This window comes from Phenylobacterium conjunctum (assembly GCF_042679085.1).
Classification (GTDB): Bacteria; Pseudomonadota; Alphaproteobacteria; order Caulobacterales; family Caulobacteraceae; genus Phenylobacterium; species Phenylobacterium conjunctum.
Window position 1 is genome coordinate 1 of the sequence record NZ_JBHTLQ010000052.1, and the last position, 22,385, is coordinate 22,385.

22 protein-coding genes and 1 pseudogene are annotated in these 22,385 nt (G+C 70.2%); 11 read left to right on the plus strand and 12 right to left on the minus strand.

The window, feature by feature from the left end; genetic code table 11:
* Window positions 1-816, minus strand: a pseudogene (locus ACFQ27_RS17150) (hypothetical protein); the annotation flags it as partial.
* A 377-nt stretch (window positions 817-1,193) separates the two neighbouring features.
* On the opposite strand from ACFQ27_RS17150, the gene flgK reads away from it, so the two are divergent.
* Window positions 1,194-3,302, plus strand: coding sequence for a flagellar hook-associated protein FlgK (gene flgK, locus ACFQ27_RS17155; RefSeq protein WP_374345056.1), 2,109 nt, complete (start codon window positions 1,194-1,196; stop codon window positions 3,300-3,302).
* A gap of 16 nt (window positions 3,303-3,318) precedes the next feature.
* Window positions 3,319-4,245 carry a flagellin gene (locus tag ACFQ27_RS17160; protein WP_374345055.1) on the plus strand — a complete coding sequence of 309 codons (927 nt, stop codon included), beginning with the start codon at window positions 3,319-3,321 and terminating at the stop codon, window positions 4,243-4,245.
* Here ACFQ27_RS17160 and ACFQ27_RS17165 read toward each other — a convergent pair.
* Window positions 4,242-4,427 (minus strand): hypothetical protein, encoded by a 186-nt coding sequence (locus ACFQ27_RS17165; protein WP_374345054.1) that lies wholly within the window; start codon window positions 4,425-4,427, stop codon window positions 4,242-4,244. The genes ACFQ27_RS17160 and ACFQ27_RS17165 overlap by 4 nt on opposite strands.
* A 161-nt stretch (window positions 4,428-4,588) precedes the next feature.
* On the opposite strand from ACFQ27_RS17165, the gene mnmA reads away from it, so the two are divergent.
* Both mnmA and ACFQ27_RS17175 read left to right on the plus strand, forming a co-directional pair.
* Window positions 4,589-5,749 carry a tRNA 2-thiouridine(34) synthase MnmA gene (mnmA, locus tag ACFQ27_RS17170; protein ID WP_374345053.1) on the plus strand — a complete coding sequence of 387 codons (1,161 nt, stop codon included), beginning with the start codon at window positions 4,589-4,591 and terminating at the stop codon, window positions 5,747-5,749.
* A 193-nt stretch (window positions 5,750-5,942) separates the two neighbouring features.
* On the plus strand, window positions 5,943-7,133 hold the full coding sequence (locus tag ACFQ27_RS17175; RefSeq protein ID WP_377354454.1) for an acetyl-CoA C-acyltransferase: 1,191 nt from the start codon (window positions 5,943-5,945) through the stop codon (window positions 7,131-7,133).
* Between the two features lie 169 nt (window positions 7,134-7,302).
* Here ACFQ27_RS17175 and ACFQ27_RS17180 read toward each other — a convergent pair whose 3' ends face one another.
* Window positions 7,303-7,788 (minus strand): SRPBCC family protein, encoded by a 486-nt coding sequence (locus tag ACFQ27_RS17180; protein ID WP_377354455.1) that lies wholly within the window; start codon window positions 7,786-7,788, stop codon window positions 7,303-7,305.
* 67 nt (window positions 7,789-7,855) lie between these two features.
* Entirely contained in the window at window positions 7,856-8,413 is a 558-nt protein-coding gene (locus ACFQ27_RS17185; RefSeq protein ID WP_374345050.1) for a DUF3617 domain-containing protein, read from the minus strand.
* Window positions 8,414-8,488: 75 nt separating this feature from the next.
* On the opposite strand from ACFQ27_RS17185, the gene ACFQ27_RS17190 reads away from it, so the two are divergent.
* Together ACFQ27_RS17190 and ACFQ27_RS17195 are read left to right on the plus strand one after the other, a co-directional pair.
* A complete protein-coding gene (locus ACFQ27_RS17190) occupies window positions 8,489-8,758 on the plus strand; it encodes a GNAT family N-acetyltransferase (RefSeq protein WP_374345049.1) in 270 nt (89 codons plus the stop codon).
* Window positions 8,759-8,845: 87 nt separating this feature from the next.
* On the plus strand, window positions 8,846-9,370 hold the full coding sequence (locus ACFQ27_RS17195; protein ID WP_377354456.1) for an SLATT domain-containing protein: 525 nt from the start codon (window positions 8,846-8,848) through the stop codon (window positions 9,368-9,370).
* A gap of 3 nt (window positions 9,371-9,373) precedes the next feature.
* Here ACFQ27_RS17195 and uvrB read toward each other — a convergent pair whose 3' ends face one another.
* The 3 genes from uvrB to ACFQ27_RS17210 all read right to left on the minus strand — a co-directional run bounded on the left by uvrB (window position 9,374) and on the right by ACFQ27_RS17210 (window position 12,872).
* Window positions 9,374-11,614, minus strand: a complete 2,241-nt coding sequence (gene uvrB / locus ACFQ27_RS17200; RefSeq protein WP_377354457.1) for an excinuclease ABC subunit UvrB — start codon at window positions 11,612-11,614, stop codon at window positions 9,374-9,376.
* A 187-nt stretch (window positions 11,615-11,801) separates the two neighbouring features.
* Window positions 11,802-12,425 carry a thioredoxin domain-containing protein gene (locus ACFQ27_RS17205; protein ID WP_377354458.1) on the minus strand — a complete coding sequence of 208 codons (624 nt, stop codon included), beginning with the start codon at window positions 12,423-12,425 and terminating at the stop codon, window positions 11,802-11,804.
* Window positions 12,426-12,683: 258 nt separating this feature from the next.
* Complete coding sequence (locus tag ACFQ27_RS17210; protein ID WP_377354459.1) at window positions 12,684-12,872, minus strand: hypothetical protein; 189 nt, start codon at window positions 12,870-12,872, stop codon at window positions 12,684-12,686.
* Window positions 12,873-13,158: 286 nt separating this feature from the next.
* Between ACFQ27_RS17210 and ACFQ27_RS17215 the strand changes: the two genes are divergently transcribed.
* Complete coding sequence (locus ACFQ27_RS17215; RefSeq protein ID WP_377354460.1) at window positions 13,159-14,298, plus strand: cell wall hydrolase; 1,140 nt, start codon at window positions 13,159-13,161, stop codon at window positions 14,296-14,298.
* Here the strand turns inward: ACFQ27_RS17215 and ACFQ27_RS17220 are convergent.
* Entirely contained in the window at window positions 14,267-15,070 is an 804-nt protein-coding gene (locus ACFQ27_RS17220) for an SDR family oxidoreductase (RefSeq protein WP_374345043.1), read from the minus strand. The genes ACFQ27_RS17215 and ACFQ27_RS17220 overlap by 32 nt on opposite strands.
* Window positions 15,071-15,160: 90 nt before the next feature.
* Here ACFQ27_RS17220 and ACFQ27_RS17225 point away from each other — a divergent pair, with 90 nt between their 5' ends.
* The gene (locus ACFQ27_RS17225; protein WP_374345042.1) at window positions 15,161-15,742 is read left to right on the plus strand and encodes a DUF1003 domain-containing protein; all 582 of its coding nucleotides are present in this window, start codon (window positions 15,161-15,163) and stop codon (window positions 15,740-15,742) included.
* On the opposite strand, the gene ACFQ27_RS17230 is transcribed toward ACFQ27_RS17225, so the two are convergent.
* On the minus strand, window positions 15,714-16,652 hold the full coding sequence (locus ACFQ27_RS17230; RefSeq protein WP_374345041.1) for a GlxA family transcriptional regulator: 939 nt from the start codon (window positions 16,650-16,652) through the stop codon (window positions 15,714-15,716). The two genes, ACFQ27_RS17225 and ACFQ27_RS17230, sit on opposite strands and share 29 nt — an antisense overlap.
* An 81-nt stretch (window positions 16,653-16,733) precedes the next feature.
* Here ACFQ27_RS17230 and ACFQ27_RS17235 point away from each other — a divergent pair, with 81 nt between their 5' ends.
* The 3 genes from ACFQ27_RS17235 to ACFQ27_RS17245 all read left to right on the plus strand — a co-directional run bounded on the left by ACFQ27_RS17235 (window position 16,734) and on the right by ACFQ27_RS17245 (window position 19,677).
* Window positions 16,734-17,423, plus strand: a complete 690-nt coding sequence (locus ACFQ27_RS17235) for a DJ-1/PfpI family protein (RefSeq protein ID WP_377354461.1) — start codon at window positions 16,734-16,736, stop codon at window positions 17,421-17,423.
* Entirely contained in the window at window positions 17,420-18,433 is a 1,014-nt protein-coding gene (locus ACFQ27_RS17240) for a DJ-1/PfpI family protein (RefSeq protein WP_377354462.1), read from the plus strand. The genes ACFQ27_RS17235 and ACFQ27_RS17240 overlap by 4 nt, the downstream gene beginning before the upstream one ends.
* Window positions 18,434-18,600: 167 nt before the next feature.
* Entirely contained in the window at window positions 18,601-19,677 is a 1,077-nt protein-coding gene (locus ACFQ27_RS17245; protein ID WP_374345038.1) for an acyltransferase family protein, read from the plus strand.
* Here ACFQ27_RS17245 and nadC read toward each other — a convergent pair.
* The 3 genes from nadC to ACFQ27_RS17260 all read right to left on the minus strand — a co-directional run.
* Window positions 19,631-20,476 (minus strand): carboxylating nicotinate-nucleotide diphosphorylase, encoded by an 846-nt coding sequence (gene nadC / locus ACFQ27_RS17250; protein WP_377354463.1) that lies wholly within the window; start codon window positions 20,474-20,476, stop codon window positions 19,631-19,633. The genes ACFQ27_RS17245 and nadC overlap by 47 nt on opposite strands.
* The gene (locus ACFQ27_RS17255; protein WP_377354464.1) at window positions 20,473-21,084 is read right to left on the minus strand and encodes a TetR/AcrR family transcriptional regulator; all 612 of its coding nucleotides are present in this window, start codon (window positions 21,082-21,084) and stop codon (window positions 20,473-20,475) included. Before ACFQ27_RS17255 ends, nadC begins: the two co-directional genes overlap by 4 nt.
* A partial coding sequence (locus ACFQ27_RS17260; RefSeq protein ID WP_377354465.1) for an L-aspartate oxidase occupies window positions 21,081-22,385 on the minus strand: 1,305 nt, incomplete at its 5' end. The genes ACFQ27_RS17255 and ACFQ27_RS17260, both read right to left, overlap by 4 nt.

The window sequence follows — 22,385 nt, forward strand, 5'->3', positions numbered from 1 at the left end:
GGCCTCGGCCGCCAGGGCCGGAGGGGGGGCGTCCTCGTCGGTCGGCGCGGCGATCGGCTCGATCTCAGCCTGCACGGGCGCGGCCTCGACCTTGACGGGGGCGGGCGCGGGCTTCGTCGCCGTCTCGGGCGAGACCGGGGTGCGTGCGGCGCGGTTGGCGATATCGGCCGCCCTGAGGTCGGTGGCCGCGGTGCTCGGCGTGAAGACCTGGGCGTCCTGCGCGGGCTCAGCTGCGTCGTCCGCCGCGAGGGCAAGACCGTCGAGCGCGGCGAGGTCGGTCGCGAAGGCCTTGGGCGCGCCCTTGCCGGCGTCGGCCAGAACCGCCTCGTCCGGGGTGACGCCGTCCTGGACGGCCGTGGCTTCCGGGTTCGCCTGAAGCTGGGTCTGGGCGGCGAGCAGGGCGACCAGGGCGGCGAGGGCCGGATCGACCGGCGCGTCTTGCAGCGTCGCCGGGTCGCCGTCCGCGATCAGATCGGTCTCCGCCGACTTGGCGTCCTGGCCCATCAACAGGGACGAGACCTGACCCTGGGCCTGGCCGAGGGCGGCCTTTAGCGCATCCGGGGTGGCGCCGCCGGCCGTCAGGGTCTTGACCGCCTGGGCGTCGGCGCCGCCCTGGCCGGCGAACAGCGCCGCGAGCAGGGCCTCGAAGCCGGCCATCGGCCCCGTGGCCGCCGTCTTGCCGAACAGGCCGGCGCCCTGCAGCGCGCCGGACGCGGCGGTCCCGGCCGAAGGCTGGGCGGTCTGGGCGGCGATGGTGAAACCTGCGGTCATGGCGTGCGGGTTGCGCGTCTCGAAGGGCGGCGCCTGCTGCGCCACAAAATGTCGAACCCTGCCGAGCAACCTCCGCGCCAAGTCTGAACCAGGCTCTATGTTGCGGAAAAAAATAGAGAAATCGCCCTGTTAAGAGGCTGGAAACCTTCGGCTTGCGGCGCTTTTTGCCGGGCGCCGAGGGGGCAGAGGGGCGTCCCTTGCCGCCCGGATCGGGGCGTCGGCGGGGCGAACTTGGCCGGCCGGCGCCCCCGGCTGCGCGAACTGGCGCCGCTCTTGCGCCCCTGATTTCGACGTCAGCCAGGCTCCGAAGGATCCGTGTTGATTTATTTGAACTTTTCTTGGCCCCTCGCGCGGGCGTTCAACATGATCCCGGCAGAAATGGCCGGGGTACGCGCAAGGCTTGCCGGGCGGAGGACTTGGGAATGTCGCTGAGTGTCGCCATGAAGACGGCCGCGTCGGGGCTGCTCGCCGCCCAGACCGGGCTGCGCGCGGTGTCCGACGACATCGCCAACGTCAACACCCCCGGCTACGTCCGCAAGCAGGTCGACCAGCGCCCGCTGGTGGTCGGCGGCCAGGGCATGGGCGTCGAGATCACCGGCATCAAGCGGGTGACCGACCAGTACCTGCAAGGCGCCTCGATCACGGCCGCCTCCGACGCCGCGCGCTGGAGCGCCACGTCGGAGTACCTGGATAACGCCCAGGGCCTGTTCGGCGACCCCTCCGGCGACAACTTCTTCTTCTCGCGGCTGGACAAGATCTGGTCGACCTTCGCGGCGGCCAGCAACGATCCCTCCTCAAGCCTGGCGCGCGGCCAGGCCCTGTCCTCGGTCGAGGACATGATCAATGAAGCCCAGCGGATCAACACCCAGATCACCTCGCTGGGGGATACGGTCGACGCCCAGGCCCAGACCGACATCACCCGCGTCAACGACCTGCTGAAGCAGATCAACACCCTCAACGCCGACATCAGCCGGGCGCGCCTGTCGCGGGCGGACTCCTCGGGCTCCGAGAACATCCAGAGCGGCCTGGTGGACGAACTCGCCGGGCTGATGAACATCCAGATCACCCAGCGCCCCAACGGCGGGGTGACGGTGCGGACCGAGGAAGGCTTCCAGCTGGCCGGGGACCAGGCCGCGACCCTGACCTATAACCGCACCGACGCCACCAAGGCCTATATCGCCATCGAGCCCCAAGGCGGCCTGGGCTCGGCCCAGCCCATCGCGGTGACCTCGGGCGAGCTGCGGGCGCTGATGGACCTGCGCGACGACAGCCTGCCGGGCCTGGCCGACCAACTGGGCGAGTTCATGAGCCGCGCCGCGGACCAGATGAACGCCATCTCCAACGCCTCCACCGCGGTCCCGGCGCCCAACAGCCTGACCGGCCGCGACACCGGCCTGGACATGACCACGGCGCTGGCCCACTTCACCGGCAAGACCACCATCGCCATCACCAACGCCGCGGGCGTCGTGCAGCGGAAGGTGGAGCTCGACTTCGACGCTCACACGCTCAGCGTTGATGGCGGCGCGGCCAGCGCCTTTGCGGATTCCAGCTTCGACACCGACGTCACCGCCGCGCTCGGCGGCCTGGGGACCGTCAGCTTCACCGGCGGCGCGCTGAAGATCACCGCCTCGCCAGCGACCAACGGCGTGGCGATCAATGAGGGCACATCGAAGAAGGCCGACCGGGCCTTCTCCCACTTCTTCGGCCTGAACGACATCGTCCGCTCCAACGGCGGGCCCACCAACTATGACACCGGCCTGACCACCACGGACGCCAACGGCTTCACCTCGGGCGACACCATCGCCTTCCGTCTGGCCCTGGGCGACGGCAAGCCGATCTTCGACGTCAGCGTGGCGGTGCCGAGCCCGGCTGGGGACATGCAGAACCTGCTGAACGCGCTGAACGCCAACGGGACCGGCGTGGGCCAGTACGGGGCCTTCAGCCTCGACAGCAATGGCAAGATGAAGTTCACCGCCAGCACGACCTACGAGGTCAGCCTGTCGGTGACCGCCGACCACACCCAGCGCGGCGCCGGCGGCCCGTCGATCTCGCGGCTGTTCGGTCTGTCCTCCTTCGAGCGGACCAGCCGGGCGAGCCGCCTGGAAGTCGATCCGGCCATGGTGTCGGACCCCACCAAGCTGCCGCTGGCCCAGCTCGACCTGACTGCGACGCCGCCGGCGGTCGCCATCCGGCCCGGCGACGGCCGCGGGGCGGCGGCCATGGCCAACGCCGGCGACATCCTGGGCCACTTCGACGCGGCCGGGACCCTGGGCGCCGTGAGGATGACCCTGTCGCGCTACGCCTCGGAGTTCGGGGGCGCGGTGGGCCGCCAGTCGGAAGCCGCGGCGACCAGCAAGGCCTCCGCCGAGTCGGTGGCCAATGAGGCCTCGTCCCGCCGCCAGGCGATCGAAGGCGTCAATATCGACGAGGAGCTCGTGCGCCTCACCACTTACCAACAGGCGTTCAACGCCTCGGCCCGGTTGATCACCGCCGCCAAGGATATGTTCGACGTCCTGACCAACATGGTCTGAACCCAGGAGCGATGAGATGAACCGCGTCTCGACGGGTGGGAACTATAGCGCCGTCCTGTCCAACATCATGGTGGCCCAGCAGCGTCAGATGGACGCCGGCGACCGGGTGGCGACCCAGAAGAACGGGTCGAACCTGAAGGACTATGCGCGCAACGCTGAGATCCTGACCTCCATGCAGTCGGTGGACTCCCGGCTGCAGGGCTACATGGACCAGAACGCCCGGCTGGCGGACAAGCTGACGACCCAGGACTTCGCCCTGAACCAGATCGCCGGCGCCGCCGACGCGGTGCGCCAGACCATCGCCGACGCCCTGGCCAGCGGCCGCGGGGATACGGTGATGCAGGACATCCAGGGCTTCTTCGCCAACGCCGTCGAAGGGCTGAACGCCCGCTACGGCGGCAAGTACCTGTTCTCCGGCGGCCAGATCGACACCGAGCCGGTGTCGGCCCAGGTGATGTCCGACCTCACCGCCGGCCCGGCGATCTCCAGCTTCTTCCACAATGACCAGTTCAAGGTGGAGGCCAAGATCGATGACTCCACCACGGTCAAGACCGGCCTGCTGGCGGAGGATCTGGGCACCGACCTGCTCAACGCCTTCAAGAACGTGCAGACCTTCCAGGAGGGCGTGGACGGGCCGTTCAGCGGTGTCCTGACCGACAATCAGAAGGCGTTCCTGGAAGGCCAGCTGGCCAGCTGGGACACCCTGCATTCGAACCTGGTCAACAACACCGCCCGCAACGGCATGGTTCAGACCCGCGTCGACAACGTGCAGAAGGACATCCTGAACCGCCAGACCAGCATCAAGGGCATGATCGGGGGTATCACCGACGCCGACATGACCAAGGCGGCCAGCGACCTGCAGCAGGCTCAGCTGGCGGTGCAGGCGGCGGCCCAGGTGTTCGTCACCCTGAAGGACACCTCGCTGCTGAGCGTTCTGCGCTAGAGTCGGAACTCGCCGCCCAGGCGGTCCACCAGACGCTCGCCGCTCCAGACCTCGACGGCGAAGCGATCGCCGCACAGGTCCGCCGCCGCCGTCAGGGCGGCCTGGTCGTCCGGGTACTCGCCCTCCTGCGCATCGCTGATGCGCTCCTGGGGGTTCAGGACATAGATGCGATAGCGGTTCACGCTGATTGCTCCGGGCCAGGCGCCGGGTCCGCCGAAACCTGGGAAGACCTTACCGCCGGGCTTGCCGCAGCGTCCATATGGTCAAGCTGAACTTCTCGTGACAGGCGAACTTGGCCGCGCCGACCTCGCAAACCGGGACCTGAGCCGCTACATAGCCGCCCATGAACGCGCTCTTCACCGACGCCGCCGTCGAAACCGCCCGGGCCGCCGTGGGGCTGCCCGCTGGCGCGCGGGTGGTCGCGGCCATGTCTGGCGGGGTGGATTCCACCGTCACCGCCGCCCTGCTGGCGCGGGCTGGCTATGACGTCGTGGGCGTCACCCTGCAGCTCTACGACCACGGGGCCGCGATCCAGAAGAAGGGCGCCTGCTGCGCCGGCCAGGATATCCACGACGCCCGTACCGCGGCCGACGCCATCGGCATTCCGCACTACGTCCTCGACTATGAGAGCCGCTTCAAGCAGCAGGTGATCGAGGACTTCGCCGACGCCTATCTGCGCGGCGAAACGCCGATCCCCTGCATCCGCTGCAATCAGACAGTGAAGTTCCGCGACCTGTTGGACGTGGCCCGCGACCTGGGCGCCCAGGCGATGGCGACCGGGCACTATGTGCGCCGCGAGGTGGGGCCCGCCGGCCCTGAGCTGCACCGCGCCGCCGACCCGGCCCGGGACCAGAGCTACTTCCTGTTCGCCACCACGGCCGAGCAGCTGGACTTCCTGCGCTTTCCGCTGGGCGGCATGCCCAAGCCGGAGGTGCGCCGCGCCGCCGCCGAGCTGGGCCTGGCCATCGCCGACAAGCCGGACAGCCAGGACATCTGCTTCGTGCCGGAGGGCCGCTACACCACCTTGATCGACCGGCTGCGCCCGCAAGGGGCTGTGGCCGGCGAGATCGTGCATCTGGATGGCCGGGTGCTGGGCCGCCACGAGGGCGTGACCCGCTACACCATCGGCCAGCGCCGGGGGCTGAACGTCGCCGTGGGCGACCCGCTGTTCGTGGTGCGCATCGACGCCGACCGCCGCCAGGTGATCGTCGGCCCGCGCGAGGCCCTGCTGACGCGAGCCTGCACCCTGAAGGAAACCAACTGGCTGGGCGAGACGCCGAGCCTGGAGGCCGCCGAGGGCCGGCCGGTTCTGGCCCGCGTGCGCTCGACCCGCGAGCCGGTTCCGGGCCGCATCGCCCTGATCGACGGCCAGGCCGCCGTGGCCTTCGATGTCGCGGAAGAAGGCGTGGCCCCCGGCCAGGCCTGCGTGCTCTACGCGCCGGAAGCGCCGAGCCGCGTGCTGGGCGGCGGCTTCATCGACAGGACGGTGCGGGTCGGGGACTAACCCAATCCGCTCATCCCGGCGAAGGCCGGGATCCAGGTGGCGTGCGCGTGTCTATCCTGGTCTGCGCCGAGGTCCGTCCGGCTGACGCTGGCGCTTCATGATCTGGTTCCCGGCATTCGCCGGGATGAGCGGATAAAGGGTTTCCGTTACGTCGCTTCTCCCCAAGCCGGCGGGAGGGGCCTATATCCCGGCCATGACCCAAGCCTCCGATCCCGTCGTCATCGCCGCCTACGCCCGCACGCCCATGGGCGGTTTCCAGGGCGTCCTGTCCTCCGTGAAGGCCACCGCCCTCGGCTCGGCCGCCGTCAAGGCGGCGGTGGAGCGGGCAGGGGTCGCGCCCGAGCTGGTGGAGCAGATCTTCATGGGCTGCGTCCTGCCTGCGGGCTTGGGCCAGGCGCCCGCGCGCCAGGCGGCCCTGGGCGCCGGCCTGCCGAAGTCGGTGGAGGCCACCACGGTCAACAAGATGTGCGGCTCGGGCATGCAGGCCGCGATCATGGCTCACGACGCCCTGGCGGCGGGCTCGGCCGACATCATCATCGCCGGCGGCATGGAGAGCATGTCGGGCGCGCCCTACCTCCTGCAGAAGCACCGGGCCGGCGCTCGCATCGGCCACGATACGGCCTATGACCACATGTACCTGGACGGGCTGGAGGACGCCTATGAGCCCGGCCGGCTGATGGGCGCCTTCGCCGAGGAGAGCGCGCGGGCCTACCAGTTCACCCGCGAGGCCATGGACGAGTTCGCCATTTCCAGCCTGGCCCGCGCCAAGGCGGCGGTGGAGAGCGGCGCCTTCGCCCGGGAGATCGTTCCGGTCGAGGTCGTCGGCCGCAAGGGGACTGAGACCGTCTCCACCGACGAGCAGCCGCTGAAGGCCGATCCGGCCAAGATCCCGACCCTGAAGCCCGCCTTCGCCAAGGACGGAACCATCACGGCCGCCAACGCCAGCTCGATCTCCGACGGCGCCGCGGCCCTGGTCCTGACGCGGGCCTCGGTGGCCGAGAAGCTGGGCCTGAACGTGGTCGCCCGGGTGGTGGCGCACGGCGCCCACGCCCATGAGCCCGGCCTGTTCACCACCGCGCCGGTGCCGGCGATGCAGAAGGCTCTGAAGAAGGCCGGTTGGAGCGTCGATGAGGTCGACCTGTTCGAGGTCAACGAGGCCTTCGCCGTGGTGGCCATGATCGCCGAGCGCGAACTGGGCATCGACCACGCCAAGCTGAACGTCAACGGCGGCGCCTGTGCGCTTGGCCACCCCATCGGCGCGTCCGGCGCGCGGGTGATCGCCACCCTGCTGGCGGCCCTCCAGGCCCGTGGGGGCAAGAAGGGCGTCGCCAGCCTGTGCATCGGCGGCGGCGAGGCGACGGCGATGGCGGTGGAGCTGGTTTAAAGCGCCTTGGTGTCATCCCGCATGGAGCGGCGCAGCCGCGGAAGTGCGGGACCCATAGACACCGAGCTTTCCGGAGCGCCCCGCGCGTCTGGGTCCCGGACAAGCGCTATGCGCTTTCCGGGATGACACATCGTGGTGCGGGCGACCGGAGGATGACGCGCGGTGGGGGTTAGAGAGTGCGCGCCACCGCCTCGAGCTGCTGGGCCACGACGCCCCAGCCGTCATGGAAGCCCATGGTCTCGTGCTGGGTCTTCTTTTCTACGGTGGGATGGCCGACGCGGGCCACGTAGAGGGTCTTGCCGTCGGCCTGGGGCTCAAAGGTGATGACGGCGGTCATCATGCTGTCCGGGTTAGGGACCCAGCCCTCGGCGTAGGCGTCGGTGAAGACCAGCTTCTTGCCCGGCTCGATCTCCAGATAGACGCCGCTGTTCGGGTGGGTCTCGCCGTCCGGGCCGTACATCATGATCTCGCTGCCGCCGCCGGGGCGCAGGTCCATGCGGGTGACCTCGGCCCGCCAGGGCTTGGGGCAGAACCATTCCGGATAGAGGGCCGGGGTGGTCCAGGCCTTGAACAGCTGGTCGGGCGTCGCCTCCATCAGGAAGGCGCTGACCAGTTCGCGGTCGTTGCGGGGGGCGATGTCGGCGGCGGTGGCCATGGGCGTCTCTCCTGGGCTTGTTCTGATCCTAGGACGCACCGCGTTGCGGCGTCCCGACAGCCGCCGGCTATTTCATCGCGTCCAGCAGGTTGATCTTCACCCCGCCGGGCAGCTGCATGTCGCCGCCCTTCATGTCGGCGGGGCAGGGACCCTGCCAGGCGGCGTCGATGGTCATCTTGCGCGTGCCGTTCATCTGCGGCGCGGCGGCGCCCACGGTCGAGCTCTCAGCCTGGATCTGGTAGTGGGCGTCGAAGTCCCCCTGGGCCACGCCCGAGGTGGTGGTCTTGCCGCCCGAGCCCATGTCGCAGACCGATGAGAACCGCCAGCCGCCGTCGGTGGTCTTGGAGGTGATGTTCTTCTCGCAGATGTCCTTGGTGGCCTGGGTCCCCCACCAGGACAGCTTCTCGTCCGTGGCCCCGTCCAGGCAGATGCGGCTGACCTGCACGAAGTCGCCGTTGGAGACCCGCTGCTCCCACAGGCCGGGCTTGCGCTTGGGCGGGGTCTGGGACGGCACGAAGGCCGGCTTGGCCTCAGGCGGCGCGGCGGCCGGCGCCTTCTCGGCTTCCTTGGAACAGGCGGCCAGGGCCAGGAGGGCGATGGCGGAGAGGGCGAGACGGCGGGCCATGGGCGAACTCCTGACTGACAGGCTGCGGAGGCTAGCGGGGATCGCAATCGGCGGCGAGTTGCTTATGTTTCATCCATGACCCAACCGCTCAAAGACACCGGCGCCCGCTACGAGATGGTCGAACAGGGCCAGACCTCCTGGGCCGATTATCGTCGCGATGGCGCCAGGCTGATCATCGATCATGTGGAGGCACCGCTCGCCCTGCGAGGAACCGGGGCGTCCGGCCGGCTGATGGCGGCGCTCGCCGCCGACGCCCGCGACAAGGGGCTGAAGATCGTCCCGATCTGCGGCTATGCGGCGGCTTGGCTGCGCAAGAGCCATGAGTTCCGCGACCTGCTGGCTTAGGGGAGCGGTCCCTGCGGCCTTAGCCCGCATCGTCGACTCGCGCTGGCCAGTTGTAGTCACGCCCTTGACCCTTTGGCGGAGACTGCGATGACCCCTCGCTTCGGTGTGGTGGCGGGCCTGGACGTCGAGGCCGCGCCCGATGCGGACCTGACCGAGCTGCTGGCCGGGCGGACGGAGTTCGCCAGCGCCCGCATCGCCGGGTATCGCCGCCGACGGCGGCTGGCCCAGTTCGTCTCCAACCTGCTGAGAAGCTTCGGCTGCGCGGCCCTGGCCGTGGGCGCGGTGCTGCCGGCCCTGCGCGAGGCGGTTCCGGGCCTGGCCGGCCTGCCCCTCGGCGGCTTCGCCTTCGGCTATGTGCTGCTAGGCCTGGGCGCCGCGGCGCTGGCCGCCGACCGGGTGTTCGGGATCGGCCGCGCCGTCCCGCGCCTGCAGGCCGCCGAACTCGGCATCGCCGGAGAGCTCGACCTGTTCCACGCCGACTGGGCAGCCTATGCCGACGTTCCCGTGGCGGAGCGGCGGCGTCGCCGGCTGGAGCTGGCGCGAGCGTTCACGGCCGAGGTGAACCGGCTGGTGCGACGCGAGGCCGAGCGGGCGCAGGAGATGGCGGGGTAGGGCCTACCGCCGCCCCTTCCGGAACCGCTCCGCGCTCTCGGCCCTGGCCTCCGCACGCGCCTTCTTGACCACGGTCTTGTCCGCCGCTTCGCCATCCCCTGAGAGGGCGTCGTTGGCGAATTCCAGGTCCATGAGTTTCAGGCGCTTGATCTCGTCGCGCAGGCGGGCGGCGGTTTCGAATTCCAGGTCGGCGGCGGCCTGGCGCATGCGGGCTTCGAGGTCGCGCAGGGTGGCCTTGAAGTTGTCGCCGACGAAGGCCTGCTGGCCGCCGGGTTCGGCGACGCCGGCCGGGACGGTGACGCGGTCCTTCTCGTAAGGGCTCGCCAGGATCTCCTTGATCTGGCTCTTCACGCTCTCTGGCGTGATGCCGTGTTCGAGGTTGTAGGCCTGCTGCTTCTCGCGCCGGCGCTTGGTCTCGGCCATGGCGCGTTCCATGGAGCCGGTGATGGTGTCGGCGTAGAGGATGACGCGGCCGTCGACGTTGCGCGCCGCGCGGCCGATGGTCTGGATCAGGCTGGTCTCGGAGCGCAGGAAGCCCTCCTTGTCCGCGTCCAGGATGGCGACCAGGCCGCACTCGGGGATGTCCAGGCCCTCGCGCAGCAGGTTGATGCCGATCAGGGCGTCGAAGGCGCCCAGGCGCAGGTCGCGGATGATCTCGATGCGCTCCAGGGTGTCGACGTCTGAGTGCATGTAGCGGACCCGCAGGCCCTGCTCGTGCATGTACTCGGTCAGGTCCTCGGCCATCTTCTTGGTGAGCACGGTGATCAGGGAGCGATAGCCCTTGGCCGTGGTCTGGCGGACCTGGTCGATGACGTCGTCCACCTGGCTGAAGCCGTCGGCGTGGACGGGCTTCACCTCCACCGGCGGGTCGATCAGCCCGGTGGGGCGGATGACCTGCTCGGCGAAGACGCCACCGGCCTTCTCCATCTCCCAGGCGCCGGGCGTGGCCGAGACGTGGATGGTGGCCGGCCGCATGGCCTCCCACTCCTCGAACTTCAGCGGGCGGTTGTCGATGGCCGAGGGCAGGCGGAAGCCGTACTCCGCCAGGGTGAACTTGCGGCGGTAGTCGCCCCGGTACATGCCGCCGATCTGGCCGATGGTCTGGTGGCTCTCGTCCACGAACAGCAGGGCGTTCTCGGGGATGTATTCGAAGAACGTCGGCGGCGGCTCGCCGGCCCGGCGGCCGGTGAGGTAGCGGCTGTAGTTCTCGATGCCGGCGCAGGAGCCGGTAGCCTGGATCATTTCCAGGTCGAAGGTGGTGCGCTGCTCCAGGCGCTGGGCTTCCAGCAGCTTGCCGTTGGCCACCAGCCAGTCCAGGCGCTCCTTGAGCTCGGCCTTGATCTGGATGGTCGCCTGGTTGAGCGTCGGGCGCGGGGTCACATAGTGGCTGTTGGCGTAGATCTTGATCCCCTCGAGGTCCGAGGTCTTGCGGCCGGTCAGGGGATCGAACTCGGTGATCGATTCCACCTCGTCGCCGAACAGGGACAGGCGCCAGGCGCGGTCCTCGTAGTGGGCGGGGAAGATCTCGATGGTGTCGCCGCGGCGGCGGAAGGTCCCGCGCTCGAAGGCCTGGTCGTTGCGCTTGTATTGCTGGGCCACCAGGTCGGCCATCAGCTTCTTCTCGTCGATGCGGTCGCCGACGTTCAGGGTGAAGGTCATGGCCGTATAGGTCTCGACCGACCCGATGCCGTAGATGCAGGACACCGAGGCCACGACGATGACGTCGTCGCGCTCCAGGATCGCGCGGGTGGCCGAGTGGCGCATCCGGTCGATCTGCTCGTTAATCGAGGAGTCCTTCTCGATGTAGGTGTCGGTCCGCGGCACGTAGGCCTCGGGCTGGTAGTAGTCGTAGTAGGAGACGAAGAACTCGACCGCGTTCTCCGGGAAGAAGCTCTTGAACTCGGAATAGAGCTGGGCGGCGAGGGTCTTGTTGGGGGCCAGGATGAGGGCCGGGCGCTGGGTCTGCTCGATGACCTTGGCCATGGTGAAGGTCTTGCCCGAGCCGGTGACGCCCAGCAGCACCTGGTCATGCTCGCGGCCCTCCAGGCCGGCCACCAGTTCGGAAATGGCCTGGGGCTGGTCGCCGGCCGGCTCATAGGCGCTGACCAGCTTAAAGCGGCGGCCGCCCTCGGACTTCTGCGGTCGCGCCGGGCGGTGCGGCGTCCACATCATCGGCAGGGCGGATTCGGCGTAGTCGAAGGCCTGGGGCGCTTCGCCGACGCCGGGAGCGGGAGATCGGGGCATGGGGCGAACCTAGAGCATTTTCCGACAAGTGGGAACCGGTTGTCGGGTCGAAAAATGCTCTAACCTTTTGAATTAGAGCCCTTTTTATCCGATATGACGGATTCCGTCATATCGGAAAGGGCTCTGCGAGCGATGGAGGCCTGTTTCTAGGGGCGCCCGGTGTCAGGATCTGGCAGCAGGCGGCTGGCTACTTCTTCTTCGCCGGTTTCAGCGGCTTGGCGGTCTTGATGGCCGCGGCGAGCTCGTCGAGGGAGGCCTCGCCGACGTGGGGTTCGCCATTGATGTAGAAGGTCGGGGTGCCCTGGACGCCGCGATCAACGGCGGCCTTCAGGCGGCCCTCGAGGGCTGTGAGCTGAGCCGGGTCCTTGAGGCAGGCCCTGACCTCGTCCTCAGTCAGGCCGCCTGCCTTGCCGGCCGCCATCAGCGCGCCGCGCACGTCGCGGGTGTCAAACATCTGGGCCTGGCTGCGGAAGAAGGTGTCCACGACCTTGAAGTAGCCGTCCGGACCGGCGCAGCGGGCCACGAACCACCCGGCGGCGGCGACGTTCTCCGGCGGCGTGACGTACTCGTGCAGGACGTAGCGGACCTTGCCGGTATCGATGAAGGCCTTCTTGAACTCAGGAAAGACCTCGTTGTTGAAGGTCGCGCAGTGGCTGCAGCTCATCGAGGCGTACTCCTCGACCAGCACCTTGGCCTTGGGATTTCCCATGGACACGCCACCGGCGGGCAGGGTCGGCGCCGGCTTGGGCGCGGCGTCGGCAGCGGTGATGGAAAAGGCGAGGACGGCGAGGGCGTAGAGCAGGGGGCGCAAGGGCGGCTTCCTGTGATGGGGAGGCTTCTCCCGTCGCGCTCCAGCCGCCGCCTGTCAATCCGGACGGCGTCAGAACAGGCCGTGTGGCCCCAGGACGATCAGGCCGATCACTGTGGCCAGCACGCCGATGGCCAGGATGACGTGACCCACGGCTCTCCCCCGACTCGTTTGCAAGTCCGGCGAATCTAGCGAGCGTCGTGGGTCAGACATGACGCAACTGGACTAGAGCCGGGAGGGGCCGTGGGTCTGGCCGGGAGATCAGCGCGGATCGTCTGCCGCCTTGCTCACCGCCGTGCCGACGGCGGCGCCGGCGACGGCGCCCACGGGGCCGCCCAGGACGGCGCCGGTGGCCGCGCCTGTGGCGGCGCGCTGTTCGGTGTTGTGACCGCAGGCGGCCAGCATCAGGGCCAGGCCAGCGGCGGTCATCAGACCCAGGGTCTTGCGCATGGGTAAGTCTCCTCAGGTGGAAAGCGTCGCCCTTCCAAACGAGGCTGGCCTCCGCCGGTTCCCGCGGGGGCTGCGGCGATTCATCCACAGCAAATTGCGGGCAGCCACCCAGTCTGGGCTTGCGAATCCGGCGCGCTTTGTTCATAAGCCCGGCACCTTCGCTGTGGTCTGCCTTTCCACGTGTATTGGGCAGACCCGTCTTCGACCGCCGCCAGCAAGAGCAGGGGCCGTCGCTGACAACGATGTCTGGGGGCGCGAACGCCCTCGCCACACGGGATTCTCACCTTTGCCTTCCACTCCCCAGACGCGCGCCGAATGGCGTGCGCTGACCAGCGCCGCTTTGATCGGTTCAGGCATCGGCCTGGGCCTCGGAGCGGCCTATCTGGCCGGCGGGATGGCTCGGGCCGCGACGGACCACGCGCGCGCCGCCCGGATCGCCGAAGCCGCCGCCGGCGGTTTTTCCGAAGCTGTTCTCCTGCGCGAAGCCGCCGCCATGGACCCGGGTGTCCTGCGGATCGCCCGCGCCCATGATCCTTTCACCGTCGCCGGCGCCGCCGAGCGCGACCGCCAGACGGCCATCCTGGCCGCGCGCCTTGAGCAGCGCACGCCCCAGGACCGCCCGGTGGAGTCCGGCCTGCTGCTGCGGGCCGCATTCAATTCGACCTACATGCCGGCCGCCGCGCCCTTCCGTCTGGCGGGCGCGCTGGAGACCTCTCGTGAGCTCGAGTGCCTGACCCAGGCGGTCTATTTCGAGGCCCGGGGCGAAGGCGCCGCCGGCCAGGCCGCCGTGGCCCAGGTGGTGCTGAACCGCGTGCGCTCCCCGGCCTTCCCGAAGACCGTCTGCGGCGTGGTGTTCCAGGGCGCGGCCCGGAACCAGGGCTGCCAGTTCAGCTTCGCCTGCGACGGCTCCATGCGTCAGCGCAAGGACTGGATCGCCTGGAACCGCGCCGAGCGCGTCGCGGCCCGCGCCCTGTCGGGCGGGGTGGCGTCGTCGGTTGGCAATGCGACCCACTTCCACACGATCAATGTCCAGCCGCAGTGGGGGCCGCACCTGTTGAAGGTCGCCCAGGTCGGCCTGCACGTCTTCTATCGCTTCGGCCGCGGTACGGCGCCGACGACCCTGCTGGCCGAGACCGCGCCCGAGCGGGCCACCCAGCCGGTCTATGGCCCGCTGCCGCCCGCCGCGCCGACCGCCCCGTCCGACTACCGCCTGGCCTCGGCCGTGATCACTGAGGCCCCGGTCAATGCGCCGGTCGGCCTGGGTGGTCCGCTGCAGGCGGGTCCGGAGCCGGCCTCGGCGCCGGTGGAGGCCAAGGCCCAGCCGGCGCGTCCCGGCGAGGCGCCGAAGGCCAAGCTGACCCCGGCCTCGGCGCCGAAGATCGGCGAAGCCCCCGTCAGGACGACTGTCGCATCTGCTTCCGAATGAGGTTGGGGAAGAAGCGGGTCATGAAGCGGACCTGCTTGCCCTTGTCGCCGACGATGTATTCCAGGTCCTTGCCCAGGCTGGCGTCCCAGATCACCTGGGCGGCGTCCTCGACCGTATAGACCACGTGGCTGCCGTCCTTCACGGCGTCGCGGATGGTGCGGTTGGACTGGGCGGCGCCAGCGTCCAGGATCGGGGTCTCCACGAACCAGGGCATGACCGTGGCCACGCCGACCCCGAAGCGGGCGAATTCGGCGTCGAGCGCCTGGGACAGGCCGCGCACAGCGAACTTGGTGGCCGCATAGACGCTCATCTGCGGTGAGCCGAACAGGCCGGCGCAGGAGGCGATGTTGATCAGCCGCGCGCCCGGCGTCGCCTTCAAGAGCTCCAGCGCCGCGCGGGCGCCGTGGACCACGCCCTTCACATTGATATCGATCTGCAGGTCGACATCGGCCTCGGACTGCTCCTCCAGGAAGCCGAAGCGGGCGATGCCGGCGTTATTGACCAGGAGGTTCAGCTTGCCGTCGGTCAGCTTGGCGAAGCCGGCCAGGGCCTTGTCCCACTGCTGACGGTCGCGGACGTCCAGGCTGAAGGTCGCGCCATTGTCGGCTCCGATAGCTTCCAGCGCAGCCGCCAGGCCCTTGGTGTCGATGTCAGACAGGCCGACGAAGAAGCCTTCGCGAGCGAAGCGCTTGGCCGCCGCCAGTCCGATGCCGCTGGCCGCGCCCGTGATGAAGACGCTTTTCCGTCCGTTCGCCTTGGCCGCTGCCGCCATCTCAGATCCTCCGCCTTGCCGACGCCGTGTTCCCGGCCTTTGCTGAGCTCAGATCGAACAGAGTGACGGACCGTCAGGTCAAGGACGCAGATGAGCAACCCGCAAATCCCCGACCGCCACGCCGAACTGGCCCAGCAGCTGCTGGCCTGCGGCTATGACCAGCTTAGTCCGGTGCAGAAGAGCGTCATCGACCTGATCGCCACAGAGGCGCCCAGCGCTGTGGACCCCACCCTGCGCAAGGACGACCGCACCTACTGGGAGCGGCTGGCGGATCGGGTGGCGGAGATCGGCGGGTCGTGGAACTTCATCTTCGGGTTCGGCGCCGCCCTGGGGCTCTGGATCCTGTGGAATGTGGCGACGCGCGGGTTTGGGCTGTCCTTCGACCCCTATCCCTTCATCTTCCTGAACCTGATGCTGTCGATGCTGGCCGCGGTGCAGGCGCCGGTGATCATGATGAGCCAGAACCGCCAGGCCCAGCGCGACCGCGCCAACGCTGAGCACGACTATGTGGTGAACCTGCGGGCCGAACTGGAGATCATGCACCTGCACGACAAGGTCGACGCCATGCGCGACCGCCAGATGATGGAGATGCTGCAGCGGCAGGAAGAGACCCTGTCCCTGCTGCGCGAGCAGGTGGCCAAGCTTACGGCGCAGAGCGGGCGGAGCGCCTGAGCGCCTGGGGCGGTTGGCCGAAGGCGCGCAGGAAGGCCCGCCGCATCCGTTCCGGGTCGCCGAAGCCCACCGCCAGGGCGATCTGATCGATAGCCTCGCCCGTGCCTTCCACCCGCTCGCGGGCGGTCTCAAGGCGCAGGCGCTCCACCGCCTTGGCCGGGGTCATGCCGGTCTCGGCGGCGAAGGTGCGGGCGAAGTTGCGTGGGCTCATGGCCGCCTGGGCGGCGAGTTGGTCCACGCTCAGAGGTTCGGCCAGGTGGGCGCGCATCCAGTCGAGCAGGGTGGCGAAGCGGCCACCGTGGCCGCCCATCTCGATGAGGGCCGAGAACTGCGACTGGCCGCCCGGGCGGCGGTGATAGACGACCAGCTGCTGGGCGGTGCGCCGGGCGATGTCCTCGCCCAGGTCGTCAGCGATCAGGGCCAGGGCCAGGTCGATGCCGGCCGTTATCCCGGCCGAGGTCCAGACAGCGCCGTCGCGGACGAAGATCCGGTCAGGCTCCAGCCGCACCTGCGGATAGCGCTTGGCGAAGTCCTGGGTGCGTTCCCAGTGGGTGGTGGCGCGCCGCCCATCGAGCAGGCCGGCCTCGGCCAGGATGTAGGCGCCTGAACAGACGCTGGTGGTTCGGCGCGGACCAAGGCCCTGGAGCCAGGTGATCAGTTGGGGGTGCAGGGCGGCGGGCCGGGTGCCTTCGCCTCCGGCCACCACCACGGTGTCAAGCGCCTCGGGCAGGGCCTCGGCCGCCATCTGGGCGCCGCCGGAACTGCGCACCAGGCCGGGCGCGGCCGAGATCACCGAGATGGCGTAGGCGCCGGGGACATAGCGTCCGGCGATCTCGAACGCAGCCAGCGGGCCAGTCGCGTCCAGGATCTGGAAGTCGGGGAAGATCACAAAGCCGATCTGGCGCGGCATGGCGGAATCCGAGGGATCAATGTCATTTCCGCCAGACCCTAGGCCGGTCATGTTGCAGGCGTCAAATCGAGGAGACGCCCCATGGCCGCGATCGAAATCGTCATTCCGCTCTATCCGGATGTCACCCATCTGGACTTCACCGGCCCGCACCAGGTGCTGTCGCGCATTCCCGGCGCCCGGGTGACCGTGGCCTCGATGGGAGGGCAGGACATCTCCGCCGAGGGCCTGGTGTTCAGTCAGCTGGCCGACCTGGCCAAGGTCGAGCGCTGTGACGTGATTTGCGTGCCCGGCGGGTTCGGAACCACGGCCGCCATGCTGGACGAGGCCTACATGGCCGAGGTCACCCGGCTGGCGACGGGGGCCAAGTACCTGACCAGCGTCTGCACCGGCTCGCTGATCCTGGCCGCCACCGGCCTGATCCGGGGCCGTCGCGCCGCCTGCCACTGGGCCTGGCGCGAGCTGCTGGAGCCGTTCGGGGTCGTCGTCGACGACAGCCGCGTGGCCCGCGATGGCAACCTGATCACCGGCGGTGGGGTGACCGCGGGGCTGGACTTCGCCTTCACCATGGTGGCTGAGCTGGCCGGCGAGGCGCACGCCCAATCGGTGCAGCTCGGGCTGGAATACTCCCCGGCGCCGCCGTTCAACGCCGGTCGCCCGGAGACGGCGCCGCCCGAGATCCTGGCCACCGTCCGCCAACTCATGGACACCCGGATCGCCGGCCGCATCGAGGCGGCCCGGGCCGCGGCTGCGCGCCTGGAGGCCTCGGCATGATCCGTCGCCTGATCTGTGCGCTGGGCCTGGTCCTGGCGGCCAGCGCGGCCGAGGCCCGGCCCAGCGTCGCGATCCTGGCCGATCCCAAGGGGGTGGAGACCACGGACCTGCTCGCGCCCTACGCCATCCTGGCGGAGTCCGGGGCGGTGGAGGTCACGGTGGTGTCCTCAAGCCTGGAGCCGGCGCCCCTGATGCCCGGGGTGGCGCGGGTGCAGCCCCAGGCGACCTGGGCGAGCTATGATCGCGCCCATCCCGGTGGGCCGGACATGGTCATCGTGCCCTTCCTGATGTCCAAGGACCCGCAGCGCGCCGCCTGGCTGCGGGACAAGGCGCGGCAGGGCGCCCGGATCGTCTCGATCTGCGACGGCGCCCTGATCCTGGCCGACGCGGGGCTGCTGGACGGCCGTCAGGCCACGGCCCACTGGGCCAGCCGGGGCCAGAGGCTGCGGCGCTATCCGCAGGTCACCTGGCGGACGGACGCCCGCTGGGTCACCGACGGGCCGATCACCACCACCGCCGGGGTCAGCGCCTCGGTCCCCGCCGCCCTTCACCTGCTGCGAGAGCTGGCCGGGGAGGGGGCTATGGCGTCCACCGCCGCGCGGCTGGGCCTGGCCGTCGAGGGACCGCGCCACGACGCCGGCCGGTATCGATTTGACCGCCCCGCCGTGACGGTGGGGCTGGCCAACCTGCTCACGCCCTGGCGGCGGCAGACGATCGCCATCCCCCTGACGCCGGGTTTCGACGACCTGGCGGCCGGGTTCGAACTGGACGCCTGGTCGCGCACCTTCAGATCCAAGGCCTACGCTGTCACGCCGGCCGGGGGTGTGGTCTCCCGACACGGGCTGAGGATCCTGGGCCGCGAGCGAGCGCCGGCCAGCGCGCGGCAGGTTAAGCTGGAGGCCAACGACCTGCCCACGGTGTTCGCCGAGATCGGCCGGGCCTATGGCGCACCCACCGCCCGGCTGGTGGCGCTGCAGCTCGAACACCCGGCGGGGGTCTCGCAGCCCTAGGTGGAAGCCCGATCCGGGTGACTTCCCGCCCCTGGACCTGGCCTCGTGGCCAGTGAGTTGCGGCTTTGGCCTTCGACTGAAGTCGAGGGAAAGTCGCCATGACGTCCACTACGGGAATCTCGGGTCCAAATGGGACAGTCCCCGCCGCGCGGGCCAGTTCCCGAAGCGTGGTCCTGGATGGTCTGCGCTTCCTGGCGGCGGGGCTGATCGTGCTCTATCACTACCAGAGCGAGGGGCCGTGGCCGCTGGACCGGCTCAGTCCGGTCTTTCTGCGCGGCTACCTGGCCACCGACTTCTTCCTGATCCTGTCGGGCTATGTCCTGGGCCGGGCCTATGGCCGCAAGATCGCGGGCGGGACGGTGAGCGACGAACGGTTCCTGTTGCTGCGGGTCATGCGGGTCTGGCCCGCGCACCTGGTGATGCTGGCGGCCTTCGCCGTGGTGATCGCGCTTGGCGTCGCGCTCGGCGCGCCGCCGGCCCATCCGGACCAGTACCAATGGAGCGATCTGCCCAGCCAGGCCCTGCTGATCCACGCCTGGGGGCTGCACACCGGCTCGGGCTGGAACCTGCCGACCTGGTCGCTCTCGGCCCTGGTGATCTGCTACGCGGCCTTCCCGACCCTGTGGCGCAAGCTCAACCGCGTCGGCGCCAGCCTGCTGCTCTTCATCGGCGGCCTGGCGGCCGTCTGGGCGGCGGACCTGGTCAGCCGGACGCTCTATCACCACGCCCTGTTCGACCTGCCGTTCAATCTGGGCGTCCTGCGCGCCCTGCCGCTGTTCGTGTTCGGCGCCTGTATCGCCCGGGCCGGGGAGCTCGATTGGCCCCCCAGCCGGTGGGCGGTGTGGCTGGCGGTGGCCTCGGGCCTGCTGGTCACCGTGCTGCAGGGCTTCGGGCGCTTCGATCTGATGAGCGTCGCGCTACTGGGCCTGCTGGTGGGCGCGGGCGGGGCGGTGCGGACCTCGCGCGGTCAGCAGGTCGCGGCCAAGGCGGGCCAGATCTCTTTCGCCCTCTACATCACCCACATCTTCGTCGCGATGATCTGGTTCCACGCCACGCGGATGATCGTGGCGCGCTTCGCCCCGCCGGAGTGGCTGCAGTGGGTGATGTGGGGCCTGGCCCTGCCGGCGGCGATCGCGACCGCCATCGCCTTCGAGCGGCTGGTGGACCAGCCGCTGCAGAAGGCGGTCGGCCGCCTGATCAGCTGGCGTCCAGCCCGATATCGAGAACTGGCGCGGAGTGAGTGAGGGCGCCCACGCTGATCACCTGGACCCCGGTCTCCGCGATGGCCCGCACGGTCGTCAGGTCGACGCCGCCTGAGGCCTCCAGGGTCACGCGCCCGGCGGTGACCGTCACCGCCTGACGCAGGTCAGCGAGGCTGAAGTTGTCGAGCATGATCACGTCGGGCCCGGCCTCCAGGGCCTCGGCCAGCTGGTCCAGGCCGTCGATCTCGACCTCGACCATGGTCAGGTGACCGGCGGCGGCGCGCGCCCGGCGGACGGCTTCGCCGACCCCGCCGCAGGCGGCGACGTGGTTGTCCTTGATCAGGATGGCGTCATCCAGGCCGAAGCGGTGGTTGACCCCGCCGCCGCAGCGCACGGCGTACTTCTCCAGGGCGCGCAGGCCCGGCGTGGTCTTGCGGGTGTCGACGATGCGCGCGCCCGTGCCCTCAACGGCGGCGACATAGGCCGCGGTCAGGGTGGCGACGCCGGACAGTCGGCCCAGCAGGTTGAGCGCGGTCCGCTCCGCCGACAGCAGGGCGCGGGCCTTGGCCGAGACCTTGGCCAGCACGGCGCCCGGCGTCACCGCCGCGCCGTCGGCGATGAGGGTCTCGAACCGGGCGGACGGGTCCATGGCCAGGACGGCCAGGCGCGCGCACGCCAGGCCCGCGACTACGCCCTGGCGGCGCACGCCGAAGGTGGCGTCCAGGCGGGCGTCGGCGTCGATGCAGGCCTGGGCGGTCAGGTCGCCGGCGCGGCCCAGGTCCTCGGCCAGGGCGGCGCGGACGATGGGCTCGATGAGCAGGTCGGGAAGCGGGGCGATCATGAGTTCGCGGTCAGCCCTTTCAGGAAGGCCTGGAGGATGATGTCGGCCCCCTCGCGCACCTCACGGGCGGCGGCGGCGCGGTCGGGGGCGGTGGCCATGCGCAGGGCGCCCTGGATGAAGGCGCCGAACAGCAGCTGGCTGAGGATCTTGGACTGGTGCGGCTTGACGAGGCCGGCGTCCACATAGTGCCGCATGGCGTTCTCGACCAGGCAGACCCCGACGGGCTCCATCATGGCGGTCCACTCGGCGAAGCCCATCACCGCCGGGCCGTCGATCAGCAGCAGGCGGTGGGCTTCCTCGGACTCGTAGGCGTCGAACAGTCGGCCGGCCCCGTTGGCCAGCAGGGCCAGCTTGGGCAGGTTCAGGCCGCGGCCGTTGCGGTCGACATGGCGGGCGACGTCGTCCATCACCGCCAGACAGGCGGCCTTGAACAGGTCGGCCTTATCCTTGAACTGGTAATAGACCGCGCCCTTGGTCAGGCCGGCGGCGGCGGCCACCTCATCGACCGAGACGTCGGCGTAGCCGTACTGAGCGAACAGGCGTCTGGCCTGGGCGATCAGGCGGTCGCGGTTGGAGCCATGGGCGGTGTCGAGAGCGGCTGAATTCATGCGGCTTGGGACGCAGGCGTCCCCTCTGGCAGGACAATGAAGGTGCGGCGTGGGGCGAGCGCCCCGGGATAGTCGGCGCGGAAGTGGCCACCACGGCTTTCCCGGCGGGCGAGAGCGGCCTCTGCGACCAGGCGGGCGGCGACCAGGGGCGCGGCGCGGCCATACTGGGCCTCAAGCGCCTCGATCTCGCCCAGCAAACGACCTAGGCCCGAAGCGTCGCGGATCACCCCGGCGTCCCGGCTCATAGCGGCGCGCAGGCCTTGCAGGGCTGCGTCCGGCAGATCTGGCGTCAGCAGGCGTCGGGCGGCGCGGACCGGGCCTGCGCCCTCGGCGGCGGCCTGGCCGGCGCGGGTTCCGAAGACGGCGGCCTCAAGCAGGGAGTTGGACGCCAGGCGATTGCCCCCGTGCACGCCCGTGGAGGCGCATTCCCCCGCCGCCCAGAGGCCGGGCAGGGTGGTCGCGCCCGCCGCGTCGGTGACGATCCCGCCCATGTGATAGTGGCAGGCCGGGGCGACCGGGATGGGCTGGACGCGCGGGTCGATCCCGCCGGACAGGCAAGCGGCGAAGACGGCCGGAAACTCGTGCGGGAAGTGCTCGCCCACGGCGGCGCGGGCGTCGAGAAAGGCTCCGCGGCCGGCGCTGATCTCGGCGTGGATGGCGCGGGCCACCACGTCGCGCGGGGCCAGTTCGGCGTCGGGGTGATAGCCGGCCATGAAGGCCTGGCCGGCGCCGTTGATCAGCCGGGCGCCTTCGCCGCGCAGGGCCTCGGTGGCCAGCGGCGCGGGATCGCGGCCGATGTCGATGGCCGTGGGGTGGAACTGGACGAACTCGGGGTCGCCGATCATCGCGCCGGCCAGGGCGGCCAGGGCCAGACCCTCGCCCTGCAGCTCGGCCGGAGTGGTGGTGACACCATAGAGGCCGCCGATCCCGCCGGTGGCCAGGATCACGGCCGGGGCGGTGATCTCGGTGAAGCGTCCGGCCTCCTGGACCACGACGCCGGCGACGCGGCCCTGGGCGCCCTGCAAGAGACCGCGCAGACGGGCGCCGGCGCGCACCGCCACGTGCGGGGAGGCCAGGGCGGCCGTAACCACGGCCTGCATGATCGCCTTGCCAGCCTGGTCGCCCTTCACGCGGGCGACGCGGGGACGGGAGTGGGCGGCCTCCAGGCTCTGGGCGAAGCCGCCGTCCGGCGTGCGGTCGAAGGGCGCGCCAAGCTCGGCCAGGTGGCGCACGGCGTCGGGACCTTCGCGGGCCAGCAGCTCCGCCATGGCCGGATCGACCAGGCCCGCGCCGGCGGCGAG